The organism is Bacillus sp. SN1, from assembly GCF_002796895.1.
Lineage (GTDB): Bacteria > Bacillota > Bacilli > Bacillales > Bacillaceae > Bacillus > Bacillus inaquosorum.
Genome location: NZ_PHIE01000001.1, coordinates 1,334,693 through 1,349,074, shown reverse-complemented (window position 1 = coordinate 1,349,074; position 14,382 = coordinate 1,334,693). Strand labels below are relative to the sequence as shown.

18 protein-coding genes are annotated in these 14,382 nt (G+C 46.2%); 12 read left to right on the top strand and 6 right to left on the bottom strand.

Going from position 1 to position 14,382, the window contains the following annotated elements:
- Positions 1–86: 86 nt before the first annotated feature.
- The 6 genes from CVV77_RS06730 to CVV77_RS06705 form a co-directional block, all read right to left on the bottom strand.
- On the bottom strand, positions 87–440 hold the full coding sequence (locus CVV77_RS06730; RefSeq protein ID WP_100274932.1) for a hypothetical protein: 354 nt from the start codon (positions 438–440) through the stop codon (positions 87–89).
- Positions 441–461: 21 nt separating this feature from the next.
- Positions 462–644, bottom strand: a complete 183-nt coding sequence (locus CVV77_RS06725; protein ID WP_100274931.1) for a DUF8096 family protein — start codon at positions 642–644, stop codon at positions 462–464.
- Between the two features lie 179 nt (positions 645–823).
- Complete coding sequence (locus tag CVV77_RS06720; protein WP_100274930.1) at positions 824–1,261, bottom strand: hypothetical protein; 438 nt, start codon at positions 1,259–1,261, stop codon at positions 824–826.
- A 105-nt stretch (positions 1,262–1,366) separates the two neighbouring features.
- Complete coding sequence (locus tag CVV77_RS06715; protein WP_100274929.1) at positions 1,367–1,570, bottom strand: hypothetical protein; 204 nt, start codon at positions 1,568–1,570, stop codon at positions 1,367–1,369.
- A gap of 364 nt (positions 1,571–1,934) precedes the next feature.
- The gene (locus CVV77_RS06710) at positions 1,935–3,701 is read right to left on the bottom strand and encodes a right-handed parallel beta-helix repeat-containing protein (protein ID WP_100274928.1); all 1,767 of its coding nucleotides are present in this window, start codon (positions 3,699–3,701) and stop codon (positions 1,935–1,937) included.
- Positions 3,701–4,498, bottom strand: coding sequence for a poly-gamma-glutamate hydrolase family protein (locus tag CVV77_RS06705; RefSeq protein ID WP_100274927.1), 798 nt, complete (start codon positions 4,496–4,498; stop codon positions 3,701–3,703). Before CVV77_RS06705 ends, CVV77_RS06710 begins: the two co-directional genes overlap by 1 nt.
- A gap of 130 nt (positions 4,499–4,628) precedes the next feature.
- On the opposite strand from CVV77_RS06705, the gene CVV77_RS06700 reads away from it, so the two are divergent.
- The 12 genes from CVV77_RS06700 to CVV77_RS06645 all read left to right on the top strand — a co-directional run bounded on the left by CVV77_RS06700 (position 4,629) and on the right by CVV77_RS06645 (position 14,372).
- Positions 4,629–4,853, top strand: coding sequence for a helix-turn-helix domain-containing protein (locus tag CVV77_RS06700; RefSeq protein ID WP_100274926.1), 225 nt, complete (start codon positions 4,629–4,631; stop codon positions 4,851–4,853).
- A gap of 98 nt (positions 4,854–4,951) precedes the next feature.
- A complete protein-coding gene (locus CVV77_RS06695) occupies positions 4,952–5,974 on the top strand; it encodes a glycosyltransferase family 2 protein (RefSeq protein ID WP_100274925.1) in 1,023 nt (340 codons plus the stop codon).
- A gap of 367 nt (positions 5,975–6,341) precedes the next feature.
- On the top strand, positions 6,342–6,920 hold the full coding sequence (locus tag CVV77_RS06690; protein WP_100274924.1) for a GIY-YIG nuclease family protein: 579 nt from the start codon (positions 6,342–6,344) through the stop codon (positions 6,918–6,920).
- Between the two features lie 261 nt (positions 6,921–7,181).
- Complete coding sequence (locus CVV77_RS06685; protein ID WP_142397307.1) at positions 7,182–7,409, top strand: hypothetical protein; 228 nt, start codon at positions 7,182–7,184, stop codon at positions 7,407–7,409.
- A complete protein-coding gene (locus CVV77_RS06680; protein WP_100274922.1) occupies positions 7,409–7,825 on the top strand; it encodes a hypothetical protein in 417 nt (138 codons plus the stop codon). The genes CVV77_RS06685 and CVV77_RS06680 overlap by 1 nt, the downstream gene beginning before the upstream one ends.
- A 317-nt stretch (positions 7,826–8,142) precedes the next feature.
- Entirely contained in the window at positions 8,143–8,361 is a 219-nt protein-coding gene (locus CVV77_RS22335) for a hypothetical protein (RefSeq protein ID WP_250622061.1), read from the top strand.
- A 310-nt stretch (positions 8,362–8,671) separates the two neighbouring features.
- Entirely contained in the window at positions 8,672–9,007 is a 336-nt protein-coding gene (locus tag CVV77_RS06670) for an HNH endonuclease (RefSeq protein WP_100274920.1), read from the top strand.
- Positions 9,008–9,128: 121 nt separating this feature from the next.
- Positions 9,129–9,452 (top strand): P27 family phage terminase small subunit, encoded by a 324-nt coding sequence (locus CVV77_RS06665; protein WP_065180427.1) that lies wholly within the window; start codon positions 9,129–9,131, stop codon positions 9,450–9,452.
- Positions 9,427–11,208, top strand: a complete 1,782-nt coding sequence (locus CVV77_RS06660) for a terminase large subunit (RefSeq protein WP_100274919.1) — start codon at positions 9,427–9,429, stop codon at positions 11,206–11,208. The genes CVV77_RS06665 and CVV77_RS06660 overlap by 26 nt, the downstream gene beginning before the upstream one ends.
- A gap of 11 nt (positions 11,209–11,219) precedes the next feature.
- The gene (locus tag CVV77_RS06655; protein ID WP_100274918.1) at positions 11,220–12,518 is read left to right on the top strand and encodes a phage portal protein; all 1,299 of its coding nucleotides are present in this window, start codon (positions 11,220–11,222) and stop codon (positions 12,516–12,518) included.
- Complete coding sequence (locus CVV77_RS06650) at positions 12,472–13,218, top strand: head maturation protease, ClpP-related (RefSeq protein ID WP_088110608.1); 747 nt, start codon at positions 12,472–12,474, stop codon at positions 13,216–13,218. The genes CVV77_RS06655 and CVV77_RS06650 overlap by 47 nt, the downstream gene beginning before the upstream one ends.
- A complete protein-coding gene (locus CVV77_RS06645) occupies positions 13,218–14,372 on the top strand; it encodes a phage major capsid protein (protein WP_100274917.1) in 1,155 nt (384 codons plus the stop codon). Before CVV77_RS06650 ends, CVV77_RS06645 begins: the two co-directional genes overlap by 1 nt.
- Positions 14,373–14,382: the final 10 nt, after the last annotated feature.

The following is a 14,382-nucleotide window of genomic DNA, read 5'->3' as shown; positions in this document are numbered from 1 at the left end:
CACCTCGTTTCAGCTTCGTATTACTTTAATGATATAGTAATAGCCCGCGAGAGCGAAGTGATATGGCGTTGGTAATTCATGGTGATCTATTTGATATCGTACTTTTCAAAGAAAGCTAAAATCTGGTCTACTTCTTCACTAGGAGTGTCCCTTTGACTGTTGAGGTACTTCTCTACTTCTTCATCTGACATCTCACTAGAGTCTTTTACATTTCTAATCGTACCCGGCGCCCATTCAACACCTCTCGAACTCTCCTCGACGGTAAGTTTAATCCAACGATTCTTTTTAACACAAAGCTCAATAGCTTTCTCATACCAATCTATTCCACCGTTTATGTCTTTATCTTCTAAAAGAAAGGAAGTAACGGTAATACTAGAATCAGGGTTTTCTTCTGTTATCTTGTTTCTTAGTTCAGCTAACTGTGAAGCAACAACTTTCATGTATATAAGGCTCCTTACTCATTAAATATTCTTTTTCATTCCGCATCTTCTACATTCGCGCAAAAACTTCCCGTGCTTTACCGAGCTCTTAAATAACGTATAGTCGCAGTTATCGCAACGTCCTGCGCGTACGTCCGGCATTTCCTTGTATTCGTACGTTATCGTCGTATCGTATCCCTTTGTTTGGTAGTCTTTTTCCTCCATTCGCTAAACCTCCGTGTCTATTCGCGTTGTATAGGTAAATTATAACACGTTAGCATGCGGAAAAACCGACGAAACTGAGCGCTATCCTCAAATTCCCACGAAATCAAAACGAAAGAGCCGCTTTAACGCCGATCAGGCACGGCTAAGTACCTCCGCAGCTTAAAACGGCTCACACACGTTTATTTCACGTTAAAACGCGCTGACTCAAAAGTCCCGATATAATGGCGCTTGCCCGAATCCGTATAACAATCGACCTGGATCACGTAGCTGCCGGCGCCAGCCTTACCGCGAATCGACTTTACGCTAAATGATTTTAACGGCGTTGCGGTCTTAAAGCTACCGCGCTGTACCAAACCCGTATCGGTCAGCCCGCCGCCACTGCGCTTTTTATATACGCCGGCCGTATAGTAAAGCGTGGCCGCGCCTTTCTTTTCGGCTTTCCAATCGACCGTCTTTGCGCTGCTTGTGTACGTAGTCGCATCCGTATAAACGCGCGCTTTATGTCCGAACTTTTCCGTTTGCCATCCCGACCATGCTGCGTCTGCTTGCGGCGCCAAAGCGATAGTACTCGTCAATAAAGCCGCGGTGATTACGATTGATTTAAATAAACGTTTCATACGATTTCCTCCTCGACCTGCAGGCGCGCTCCACACGTCGGGCAGCACGCGTCAGGTTTAATTTCTACGTCAAGTCTTGCGTAATTACATTCGTTACAAGCGTATTCAATCATCGTACATTGCCTCCGTTTCGACTTCGATCCGATAGCCGAAATATTGTAACATCGAATTGATCCCAATTTGGTAAGCGCGCCCACATCGACCGAAATTGGCGGCGGGGCGCTCGTATAGATCGAGGATCTGCGCTTCCTGCTGCGGTGTAAGTACCGGCGTATCCGACCATATTTTACGAATCATAAGCTGCTGCATACCGTTATCGCCTCCGTTTGAGTGCGACGACCAGGCCCGCGATTGCAACGATCAGGGCCGCCGCCGTAATTACGATTGATAAAGCCGTTATCATGGCGCGCTCGCCTCCTTGTGTTTTCGTTTTTGATACGGTACTATAGGAGACACGGGGAGGACTCTCACATCTATCCCCGTATCAACGTTTCTGGCGCTAGTCGTTTTTGCGATTAGCGTTTTTTGCGTTAACGCAGGCTGTTGCAAAATTCGTTAGCGCAATGACGAAGTTTACTATCGCCGTTATAATTAGTACCGTTTCCGCGTTCAATTCGTTTCTCCCTCCTTTCTGTAATTCTATTATACGATATCGTATAATGTAAGTCAACGATTAAATTGGAATATTATTCGTTTCGATGTCGGTTTTGTTCAGCGAAAGATTGCCGGCTATTTTATTTCCGATGACTCGCGAATTAATAGATTCGGAGGTCTTTATCGAATTGTACAGCGCGAAAGAATTAACGGAATACACGACGTTTTCCTTCACTAATGCGCCATCTGTGTTTTTCGTTTGAATACCGTAACCGCCGGAAGCTGTTCGCTTAAACGTTACGTCATTACCGGATATTTCGTGGTTTTTACCGCCGATAACGTAAATCGGTATTAAACATTTCGCGTCAGTTATATCGTTTCCTTTAATTCGGACGTTTCGACCTTCAGCGCTTTCTCCGTAAATAGCCATATTGGTCGGCTCCGGAATACGATTGTGTTTAATAAATACGTCACTGCCTTTATCGAAAGATATAGCGTATCCCACGGCACTAGGGTACTCGGTAAGATCAACATCATTATCGATTAGTTTCGCGGAAGACCTTGTAATTACGGCGCCTTGCTTACTGCGTTTTATATCATTCGACTTTGCTTTAACGTTGGTAGAATCAATGATCTCTATCGCGATAATATCTGAGTCACTTAATTCGTTGTCTTCGAATGTTATATCTCTAGAATTACGCGCGCAGCACAGTTTTCCTGGACAGTGGCGTACGGTATTATCCGAGAATTTAACGTTCTTGGCTTCGAATGTCGCTAACGCAATACCATCCACGCTTAGCTCTGAGATCGTATTGTCTGAAACGGTAACGTCAGCGCCACGAACGTCTATTCCACTGCTGAAGCCTTTTATTGTATTACCGGTAATCGTTGCGTTATTTCCTACGAAACCTGCAGAAACACCGAGCCCAGCAATCGCAGTGTATTTCTTATCCTTACGAACGAATATATTATTTTCGATATTTGTCTCGGTACCGTAGCCGTAAGAAATCGTATTGTCCGAATGGTTTCCGTCAATTACGACCTCATACCCGCTGAAGTTACACACCGACTGTGCCACGTTGCCCGCGAATGTATTATTCGTTATCTTCACGTTGCGCGGCTCTTCGTAATCAATATCGCCTTCTCCGTATCCTTCGATATCAATACCGAACATCGGCTTGCAGCCGTCGTTAATACCTGAGTTGGTAATTTCGTTATTCTCGATCTTAATGTCTTCACCGCCCGTTACCGATATGTTATTGCGGCGTGCTCCGTCTAATTTGCAGTTTCTAATCGTTACATTGCGAGCAGGGCGGTAGGTCGTCCATGAAACGTTAAGCATACCTTGCGCGTTAACGATAATGCAATCGCCTGTACAGTCGGCAATATCAACGCCTTTAATCGTGACATTCTTGGCGCCGTGTACGTTTATACCGTAGCCCCATTCATGCGTTTTCTTCTTTTCGAAGTCTCCATGTCCGTTAAAATCGTGCTGATAACGTTCACCGCGTATCTTTCCTCCTTTTATCGTTACATTTTCGACCTCGCCGATATAGAAGCACGTATACCCGAACGAATCATTCGGCGCGACTCGGAATTCGGCTTCCGGGTGCAAATTAAGCGTCATATTGGACGGAACAATAATACCCGCGTGTTCTTCCGGCTTGGTAGCGGATTCTTCGTTTACGCCGTCGATCAAGTAAATACCGCGCGGAATGTCTATCTCGCAAATGCCCGCCTCTGCTGCGTCCTTAAGCGCCTGGTTAAAGCCCGCCGTAGTCGCAGCCGCCTCAGTTCCATCGCAACAAATACCGTACTTTTCGACTTCCAACGTATATCGTATCATTATTCGTTACCTCCAACGTTATAACTTTCGTTAATAAAGGCCGACAGCAACCCGGTAAACTTATAGAACGTCGCGGTTTCGGTGCCGGCGCGTCCAGCAAGCGAAAACGTCCCGAACATGCTTTTCCGCAATCCGGTGCTAAGTTCCAGCTGTAGACTTTCGCCGGTTACGCACTTATTCGCTATGTTCGCAGCACTGGCGCCCGCAAAGCGATGTCCTTCGCCTACGAGTTCGGCGCTAAAGCCGGCGGCATTCAATCGGTCTACTAACACCTTGCCGCGTATAGGATCGGTGCCGCCTACGATTATGTGCTCAGCGCTGTCGCTATAACCGTGAAGCGATATAACGCGTTGGTGTCGCGTAACCAAGCCAAGCGCGGTCGGTTCGTCGAAGTGGGTGCTCGTGATGTGGAGGTCGAAGCCGTTCGGCGTCTTAAGCGATTCGAAAAGATACGTTGAATAGTCGTTGCTGAGTTCGCGAGCAAGTTCGCTAGTTCCGCCTTCAATACTGCCGCCATGTGGAGCGAGTATCAAAACGGGCGTATTTCGATCGGTCGCGAATATATTGTAGTCGGTCTCGGGTTCGTTGGCTTGGAGTTCGGCAAAGTTGCGGTAAACATCGGTGGCTTGCGCGGTGACTGTGGTGAATACGGATAACATTGCGCATAGAATAAACGCTGTGATATACTGGAAGTGCTTCGCTCGATTCGGACGGTGCGGCTTTGCTTTGGTCGGTGGGGCTGCGCCTCCGTTTCGTTCTAAAATCGCCTTATTCAGTTTTCGTGGATCGTTAATCATTTCGTTACCCCTCTCGGATTTTATTAACGAGGGCCCTTCGTTGACCTAAATATACGGTATACGATATCGTATGTCAACGGATTTGCGGAAATTTATTCGATATCGTATAATAGTCGCAGAGGTGATCGAAATGAAATTAAACGCTACGCCGCGTCTCAATGCCATCATGAAGGCGAAGGGATGGACGCAGGTAAGGTTGTCGGAAGCCTCGGGCGTTCCGCAAGGTTCGATTTCGCGATTCGATAAGAACAGCCGCCACGAAGATTGGCACGTTTTTTCGATTGCGAAGGCGCTCGAAGTAGAGGTCGAGGAGCTATTTGAAATAGAAGAAGCAACGGAAGGGGACGCTGAATAAATCGGCGTCTTTTTTTCGTCTTGAAATTCGGATTCGAGTTGGTATAATTATCCTATCGATACCAGTTCGGGAATTCCCGAACCGAAAGGGTGGACGAAATGACTCCGAAAATGAGCGTTATTATACCGGTATATAACGGCGAAAAGTACCTGCGCGAATGTTTAGACAGCGTACTTAGGCAGACGCTGAAGAATATCGAAGTTTTAATCGTAGACGACGGTTCAACCGATTCAACGCGGAATATTTTACGGTACTACGAAGCCATTGACGAACGTGTTAAGCCGATATATCAGGCGAATCAAGGACCGGCCACGGCACGCAATAATGCGCTGAAGCAGGCGCGCGGGGAATTCGTTGCGTTTATCGACGCTGACGATTGGGTCGATCGGGAAACTTACGCGACTATGTACGAAGCTGCGAGCGAAAATAACGCCGATATTGTATTTACAGACATGCGTTGGGAATACGAAGATGAAGCGAAAAGCTATACGAAAAGTTATAGCACAAAAGCGAATATGCCGTTGGACCGAGACGCGATAAAGGCGGAGATACTGACGGACTTTTTGTATAACGGCTCGTACGGCAGCGTATGTAAGCTATTCCGTAAGAGTTTAATAGATACCTACGGCCTAGCGTTCCCTGACGGCAAGTTTCTCGGCGAAGATTGGCTGTTTAATATGGACGCGTTTACGTACTGTCAGATGGCTTATTATATCGATAAACCGTTGTACCATTACCGGCAGGCTAACGACGCGAGTTTGATGCGCAAGTACAATCCGCAGCTATTCGATTCGTACATAAACGGCAATACGCTAGAAACGTACGCGAAACGGTGGGGTTTATACGACGAAAAGGTTGCGGTAGACTTGGCGCGACGAAAGTGTTATATCGCGGTGAACGGGTGTATACAGAACGAGTTCAAGCCGGGATGCGATAAAGGGATGCGCGAAAAGTTAGCGTTGATTACGGACATAGTCGAGCATCCAAACGTAGGGAAGGCGGTGGAGATAGCGTTGCAGCACGAGGAAAGTTTGGCGCGGCGTATGTACCTGGCGATGCTAAAACGGAAGGCGGTATTCGGGTTGTTTCTGGCGGGGAAAATACTGTCGATGCGGTCATAAGCGGATTTGTCCGGTGATTTTTACTGGATCATACAGCGATTTTTACTGGACGTTCCAGTGATTTTCACTGCGTATAAAGACTTACTATATATACTTACTTATAAAGACTTACTTAAATAATAGCGCCACTATTCGCTTACGCTCATTAGCGGACGCAGCTATTAATTACTTAGTACTTGATCGCGATTGAATTTAATAATACTAAGAGAAGCCAAATTACATTGTCCGGTGATTTTTACTGGATGAAAATAATTTGGTTTTTTATTTGAAAAATACTTGCATTAATGCCCAATATGCTGTCTTACGTTATGATTAGAAATTCAGCTTTTAATAAGTAGCTTAATAGCTACATAACGGAGGCGGCATAATGATACATATCACACTACCAACTGACTACAAGACTGCTACGCCACGTGAAGTCAAAAATAGAAAAGAGTTTGATCGAGCCGGAGTATATGTATTCTTTAATGAAGACGACGTAGCTTTATATGTAGGTAAAAGCGTTAGTTTCAAAAGACGTTTTTCACACCACGCTGCTGAAAGCAATTTTTACTACGAATCATCTTACGTAAGACTTTACGATCTTAATAGCGACTATGAGCGCGATATTTATGAAACGGAAATAATTCGCCGATTCGCTCCACTATTCAATAAAGCGAAGCAGTTTCATCGACAAACCGAAATAGAGCAGGAACTTGCCGCGATTGAAGATCAGGCGCGAGAGCTTATCGAAGAAATCAACGAATTAAGGGACGAACTTAATACGCTATATGACGAAACAGACGATGCAGTAGTTACCGGCGATCTTACGAACGTAGACGGAGGATCCAATGACTTCGAATGCTTGGGCGAAGTTATGTATATTAATCGTCGTATTGCGGAACTACGAGCCGAATTAGCACGGCTATACCGAAAGAAACAAATCCTTCTAGCCAAACGAAATTAAACCGTACAACACGCAGTATGTACGGTAAAGGACGCCACCCCTACGGAATAACAACGGGCACTAGCCGCAACTTGGCGTCCTTTTAATACATATTGCGATAACTATACATCCGGCATTGACCAACAGAAAACGAGCGAGCAAGGGATGCGTCCTGACCTCGGTGTATAAACGCAATCAGAACGAGGCTTCCGCCAACACGGCGGAGGTCTTTTTGTGCTTGCGTTAAGCGAGCGAATAAGAAACGAAAAGGAGACGATGAAGATGACGAGATTCGACGAACTATTGGCGTACTTAGATCGCCTGATTGCGCTACAGTCTGCCGGACATGCGGTGCGCAAAGAGATTGCGGAAGTTATAGACGTGATTAGGGACGAGGATGTACTCGCATTAAAGAGCGATGAAACGACGTTATTGATTGACGGTGTAACGCTTGAAGAACGTAGCTCACGAGCTTTATCTGCTAAGGACTTCGCGAAAGGGGTGCGATGATGAGCGATAAGAAACAGTGCACATTACACATGTATTTAGGCGATGAGTATATCGGTCCGGTGAATCCGTTCGAGCATAAATGGGAGAGCGAAGGTTGGATCGAAGGACTCGCGTGGTCATGCGTAGGGCTTTCGTGTATTGCGAGGGGCATTAGCAAAGATGAAGCGATGCATTATATCGAAAAGGCAGGCGATGAAATGGGTCTCGTAGATGCCGCAACTTCACTTAAGACGCTATTACATCAACCCTATTTCGAAGGCTGCCGGAGTATCGCGGACTTCATCGCAAAAATTAACCGAGATATGGACGGAATGGAGAGCGAAGAAAAGTTCCGGTTCCTATACGAGAATGTCGGTACAATGGCGATTCGTTTCGTATCGATAATAATTAAACCAGAGGGGATGAGCGCGGAGTGAGTAACGTTGTAGCGCTTAACAGCGGCGACCAACCAGACCGCAAGCCAATGCCGAATGACAAAGCCGCGCTCTTAGACAGTCCGCAAGGGTTCGAGGTATACAGTCGCGAGCTCATACGCAAGGTATTTCCGCGCTTGATTAACGAAGCCTGTGATGTAGCTTATGCCGATTACAAACGTAAGCCGGAGATACGCGACGTGGTGGCTTTTTACTTTCTACTGCAATCGTACATAGACGGTAATCATACGCGTAGTGACGGTAGCACAAACGATAGGTTCGGCGCATGCTTCTTAAACTACGATACGATTCAGCAACACTTGCGCATAGATAAGCACCGGATCAATTTGCTGGCCGCGATCTTAGAGACGAACGGGATTATACGGACGACCGGACACTACGAAGGGACGAAGCGCTTTAAGTGGTACTTTCCGTCGTTCTGTCCGCACATAACTGACGATGGATATATCGTTAATGAAGACGGTGAGAAGATCGTTCCGGACTTCGATGTATACCGGATGAGACGACGCAAACGTTGATATGACGCTTCATGTGTTCTGACCACACTATCGGTAATGGGGCTAGACCACACTATGGGTAATGTGTTCAGACCCCACTGTAAAAAGAGAAAGAAGTAAAAGAGCAATTAGTAAAAGAGAAACAAATAATAGCGATCTATTCGCTGCGCTCATACGATACGCAGATGTTAGTAATCTATTAAATACCTTATCGCGATAAAGAACTTATATAAAAGATAAAGACAAAGTGCAACGATATTGGTGGGGCGCGTCGGATTGGTTAGTCACTCTACAGTGATTGACGCTTTAGTATGCGAAAGGAGGCGATGTATTGAACTACTACGACAAACATAAGCGCGATCCCGAAGCACGAGCGTTCTATAAGTCGAAGGCATGGACGGAATGCAGAGCGTTAGCCTTGAAGCGCGACCACGGCTTATGCCAAGACTGTCTCAAAGAACGTAAGATAACGAAGGCTCAGACGGTTCATCATATCAAAGAATTACGAGATCATCCGGAACTCGCGCTAACGATCGAAAATCTCGTAAGTTTGTGCAATCCGTGCCACAACCGAAGGCACCCGGAAAAAGGCGCTGGACCGGCGTCCAAAGCGGCTAAGAAGCGCAGAATAAACGTGGTGAAGGCGCAGGCTAATCCGGAGCTATAGCCCCCCTACCGTTGGGATTTCGAAGGCAAAAACGTAGGGACCGGCGGGGCCCCTTCGCTTGTAGCGCGACCGGAAATTTTACATTAAAGGGGGTAAATCCCCGGATGAAAGGAGAGATCATATGGCGGTACCCACTGCGAAAAGGCTACGCGAATATCTTGGCGACAGGTATACGGAATCGGACGAAGAGCTTATCGAACTTTATATCGATACGCATAAGTTCTACCGCCGATTAAAAAAGGAAGTGGCGGAAAACCCTTTAATGATGCGGCATACGAACAAGGCAGGCGCGGAAAACCTCGTCAAAAATCCGTTAGCGATTGAGCTTACGAAGACAGTTACGACGTTAAATAACCTTCTGAAATCGCTCGATCTTACGCCGGCACAACGCAAGGAATTAAACGCAGGCGGTGATGACGATGACGACGATTTCAGTAAATTCTAACGCCACAGAGGTCGAAAAATGGTACGAAAACTGGCTAAAAACGCAAAAAATAGCCGGATTTATACGCGAAAAACCGGCCGAAAAGTTGCTGACGACCTGGTATGCGGAAAAGGTAGCTGCGGGTGAAATAGTCGCGAGCAAGAAAAATATTCTCGCTTGCAAACGTCACCTTCGCGATCTTGAACGCACTGGCACAGACGAATTCCCTTACGTCTTTGACGAAGAAAAAGGACACCGGCCGATACAATTTATCGAGCGGTACTGCAAGCCTTCACAGGGCCGTTATTCAAACTTAACGCTTCAGCCGTGGCAGCACTTCGTTATCGGATCGCTGTACGGTTGGGTTCATCGCGATACTGGGCTAAGGCGTTTCCGCGAAGGCCTGATATTTGTCGGCCGTAAGAACGGAAAAACAACGAAAATCAGCGGTTTAGCCAACTTTGCGATAACAAAAGACGGTGAACCGGGCGCTAGAGCCTACGTTTTAGCCAACTCGAAGCAGCAAGCGGGCGTACTTTTCGAAGAGAGTCGCGCCATGATTAGAAAATCGCCAAAGCTTCGTAAACATATTCGCGAAAATCAGAAAGGCATTTATCACGACGCATCAATGAGTCAGATCGAAGCGCGGGCGTCTGATAGCGAAAAGCTGGACGGTTTAAATACGCACCTCGGCATATTCGATGAGATCCACGAGTTCAAAGATTCGAAGCTTATCAGCGTAATCAAAAACTCAAGGGCTGCGCGGACACAGCCGTTAATCATTTACATTACGACGGCAGGCTATCAGTTGGATGGTCCCTTAGTCGAATATTACGAAATTGCCTCCGATGTGCTTGACGGAAGTAACGTTCAGGAGCGTAATTTCTACTTTATGGCGGAATTAGACGACATATCCGAGGTCGAAAACCCGGAAATGTGGATCAAAGCGAACCCCAATATCGGTGTAACGATGGATATTCCGTCAATGATCCAAGACTTTAACGCGGACCGACACGTACCACGCGAATACAACGACTGGCTGGTCAAGCGGTTCAATATCTTCGTTGACAACGGCGAGGAAAGCTTTATCGACTTCGAAGTCATTAAGCGCAATAACGGACATGTCGATCCGGAATCATTGCGCGGGATGAGATGTATCGGCGGCTTCGACTTATCGCAAACGGAAGACTTTACGAGCGCGTGTCTGGAATTTATCTTGCCGGATAATCGCGTTTTTGTTTTGTCTCATTCGTGGGTCCCGGCGGCAAAAGTACAAAAAGATAACGAAAAAATCGACTACCGTGGGTTTGAAACCGACGGTTATTTGACGATTATTCCGGGCGAATATGTGGAATACGAGTACGTTTACGATTGGTTCGTTGAAATGTCGCGTAAATATCAGATCGAAAAGATCACGTTTGACCCTGCGAATGCGATGCGGTTGGTGCAAGATCTACAGAACTACGGATTCCAAACGGAGGTCGTGCGGCAGGGTTACATTACGCTAAGCGATCCGTTGAAGAACGTTAAAGAATTACTGCTCGACGGAAGAGTCGTATATAACGAGAACAAACTCTTTACGTGGTACTTAAACAACGTCAAGCTGGTCGAAGATCGCAACGGAAACTGGTTGCCGACCAAGCAGACGCGCTACCGGAAAATAGACGGCTTTGCTGCGTTCCTTAACGCCCATTCGCAGGTATATCTCGACATGACAAAGCCAGTTGAAGGCGGAAGCGTCGGATTTATCTCGATTAACGATCTATTAAACGGTTAGGAGGTGAGAAAATGGGTTTTTGGAGCAACGTACGAAGCTTTTTCGGAGGCGCAACCGAAGCAAAGGCAGTCGTTAAAAAGGACCTACCGCATTGGTTTATTCCTCGCGCCAGTATTTTTGGAAATTACGGAGAGACAACGCTGGCCGATAACGAAACAGTCTTTTCGGCTGTATCGCGGCTATCAAACACGATGGCAAGCTTACCGATCAAAGCGTACAAAAATTATCAGCCGATCGAGTCGCAGGCATCCGAACTATTAACGTACGCGCCGAACCATAACATGACTTCCGGTGAAATGATCGGACTTTTAGAGACGCATCGAGCTGTTTACGGCAATGCTTACGCGATAAAACGGTATGGAATGCGTTATGAAGTCATCGGATTGGACGTTTTAGACCCTTCGAGAGTGCAGCCGGTTATTGAAGAATCGACTCGCGAGCTCTGGTACGAGATATTCGGAGATAACGGGAACTACTTCGTTCATAACATGGATATCATTCACGTTAAGTATACGTCGGTTGACGGACTGAAGGGAATCTCGCCGTTAAAGGTTCTGAGGAATGCGCTCGACTTTGATCGCGATGTAAGGACGTTCAGTCTCGAGCAGATGGACGGCGCCAAGATATCGTTCATCCTCGAATTAGCGAACCAGCTGGATGATACGCGAAAAGTGAAGATGTTAGAGAACTTTAAGAGTTTCTACAGGGATAACGGCGGCATCTTAATTCAGGAACCTGGCGTTAAAATACGCGAATTAAAGAAGGAATTCATCGATACGAAGGCGTTTGAAGTCGAAAAAGTGACCCGTTCAAGGGTTGCGCAGGCTTTTAACATTCCGTTATATATGCTCGGCGAAACGCAGGGCAGCGTATCGAACATGGAGCAACTTTACATCGATTTTGTTCAAGGTACGCTGATGCCTATCGCAACTCAATATGAGAAGGAGTTTAACCGGAAGCTACTCACCGAAAAGGAACGTAAGTCCGGTTATTATTTTAAGTTCAGTATGAACGCCTTATTGCGTGGAGACATGAAGACTCGCGGAGATTTCTATCAACAGGGTATCCGAAGCGGCTGGTTTAAGCCGAATGAGGTGCGTGCGTGGGAGGATTTACCGCCAGAAAAGGGCGGAGATACGCTTTATTTGAGTAAAGACTTATTCCCGATCGACCAAGTCGCGCATCAGAAAATTACGAGCACTGACGCGCCAACGCCTCCAACGTTAAAAACTAACGAAGATGATAACGAAGACTCGAAAGGAGGTGAGGACGATAAAGAAGTTCTGGGAAATCAAAGCGGCGAAGAATGACGCTAAGGCTGGCGAAGTTTACATTTACAGCGAAATCAGTTCGGCTCAATTTTGGGGCGACGAAGTAACAGCGCAGACTTTTAAGGCGGATTTAGACGAACTTGGCGACGTTTCAACGCTAAATATCTATATTAACTCGCCTGGCGGATCCGTTTTCGAAGGAAATTCGATCTACAACATCATAAAGCGGCACAAAGCCCACGTTAATGTTTACGTCGACGGGCTGGCGGCCAGTATCGCAAGTGTCATCGCAATGTCCGGTGACGCTATTTTTATGCCTGCAAACGCGATGATGATGATTCACAACCCATGGACATTAGCGCAGGGCAACGCGGACGAACTCCGTAAGCAAGCCGATGACATGGACCGTATTCGCGAAAGTCTTATCGAGGCCTATCTCGGAAAAGCAGGCGAAAAGCTTGATCGTGACCGATTAATCGCGCTTTTGGACGCTGAAACGTGGCTTACAGCGCAAGAATGCCTCGAATTAGGGCTTTGCGACAGCATCGAAGCACCTAAGCAAGTGGCTGCGAAAGTAGATACGAAGTTATTCGCGAGTTACCGGAATACTCCGGACGCTTTACTTAATCAAACGCAAGAAGACGAAAAGCAGGCGGAAAGAGAGCGCCTGGAACGCGAGCAACTTATCGCGGAAGCACAAACCAACTTACTAAAACTCAAAAATGGGGGAATTATTTAATGGAACTATTTGATCTGAAGGCTAACTTAAACACAGTGGGTACACAACTAGGTTCAGTTGAAAAGGAAATCATGAACAAAGCGGCCGACCCGAACGCTTCTATCGAAGATGTAAGAGCTCTAAAACAGAAAAGAGACGATCTAAAAGAGCGTTTGGATATTCTACAAAACCAGCATGATTCTTTAGAGCGCGAACAAAAAGCAAAAATTCAAGCGAGCTTAGAAAAAGCAAAAGCTGGTGTTTCTGCGGGATTAACTAGCAATGACCCTGAAAAGCAGAAAATTTCAGCTAAAGCAGGATTGATTCGCGCAGCTATGCGTAAAGAAGTACCTGCTCAAGAAGTTAGAGCAGTTTTAGGCGACAACAATGGTACAGGTGGAGAAAAACTACTTCCGAAAACAGTTTCCGAGGATCTTTTACACGAACCTTTTGTAACAAATCCACTTCGTAATGTATCAACTTACACAAGCGTAACAAATCTTGAAATCCCTAAAGTCGACTTCACTTTAGATGATGATAATTTCATTCAAGATACAGAGACTGCCAAAGAACTAAAGGTTGATGGTTCAGTCGTTACTTTTGGTCGCCGCAAATTCAAAGTTAAAGCTAAAGTTTCTGAAACTATCTTAGCTGCCACTGATACAGATTTAGTTTCAACAGTAGAGAGAGCTCTTCAATCTGGTTTAGCTGCTAAAGAAAAGAAAGTTTCTTTCGCTGCAACTCCGAAAGCTGGAGAAGAAGAAATGTCCTTCTACGGAGCTGGCATCAAAGAAGTGCCTGGAGAATCTACGTACCAAGCGATTAAAAAAGCCATCGCAGATCTTCCGGAAGATTTCCGCGAGAACGCAAAAGTTATGATGACTTATGCCGACTACCTTGAAATGATTGAAACGCTCGCAAACGGAAGCGCAACTCTTTACAACGCGCAACCTGAGCAAATCATCGGTAAGCCAGTCGTATTCTCTGATGCTGCGGTTAAACCAATCGTCGGTGACTTCCGTTACTCTCACTTTAACTACGATCCAGCGATCACTTACGAAAGCGACAAAGACATCAACACAGGCGAAAACTTATTCGTTCTGACTGCTTGGTTCGACCACAAAATCAAACTTAAATCTGCTTTCCGTATCGCATCTGTCGTAACTTCGCCCTAATGCGCCCCAA

What these genes read in the sequence shown, in the direction of transcription:
- CVV77_RS06660 (WP_100274919.1), top strand. Translation starts at nt 9,427, where the DNA reads ATGACGACGATTTCAGTAAATTCTAACGCCACAGAGGTCGAAAAATGG.
- CVV77_RS06695 (WP_100274925.1), top strand. Translation starts at nt 4,952, where the DNA reads ATGACTCCGAAAATGAGCGTTATTATACCGGTATATAACGGCGAAAAG.
- CVV77_RS06705 (WP_100274927.1), bottom strand. Translation starts at nt 4,498, where the DNA reads ATGATTAACGATCCACGAAAACTGAATAAGGCGATTTTAGAACGAAAC.
- CVV77_RS06730 (WP_100274932.1), bottom strand. Translation starts at nt 440, where the DNA reads ATGAAAGTTGTTGCTTCACAGTTAGCTGAACTAAGAAACAAGATAACA.
- CVV77_RS06690 (WP_100274924.1), top strand. Translation starts at nt 6,342, where the DNA reads ATGATACATATCACACTACCAACTGACTACAAGACTGCTACGCCACGT.
- CVV77_RS06710 (WP_100274928.1), bottom strand. Translation starts at nt 3,701, where the DNA reads ATGATACGATATACGTTGGAAGTCGAAAAGTACGGTATTTGTTGCGAT.
- CVV77_RS06725 (WP_100274931.1), bottom strand. Translation starts at nt 644, where the DNA reads ATGGAGGAAAAAGACTACCAAACAAAGGGATACGATACGACGATAACG.
- CVV77_RS06715 (WP_100274929.1), bottom strand. Translation starts at nt 1,570, where the DNA reads ATGCAGCAGCTTATGATTCGTAAAATATGGTCGGATACGCCGGTACTT.
- CVV77_RS06645 (WP_100274917.1), top strand. Translation starts at nt 13,218, where the DNA reads ATGGAACTATTTGATCTGAAGGCTAACTTAAACACAGTGGGTACACAA.
- CVV77_RS06720 (WP_100274930.1), bottom strand. Translation starts at nt 1,261, where the DNA reads ATGAAACGTTTATTTAAATCAATCGTAATCACCGCGGCTTTATTGACG.
- CVV77_RS06655 (WP_100274918.1), top strand. Translation starts at nt 11,220, where the DNA reads ATGGGTTTTTGGAGCAACGTACGAAGCTTTTTCGGAGGCGCAACCGAA.
- CVV77_RS06680 (WP_100274922.1), top strand. Translation starts at nt 7,409, where the DNA reads ATGAGCGATAAGAAACAGTGCACATTACACATGTATTTAGGCGATGAG.
- CVV77_RS06685 (WP_142397307.1), top strand. Translation starts at nt 7,182, where the DNA reads ATGACGAGATTCGACGAACTATTGGCGTACTTAGATCGCCTGATTGCG.
- CVV77_RS06700 (WP_100274926.1), top strand. Translation starts at nt 4,629, where the DNA reads ATGAAATTAAACGCTACGCCGCGTCTCAATGCCATCATGAAGGCGAAG.
- CVV77_RS06665 (WP_065180427.1), top strand. Translation starts at nt 9,129, where the DNA reads ATGGCGGTACCCACTGCGAAAAGGCTACGCGAATATCTTGGCGACAGG.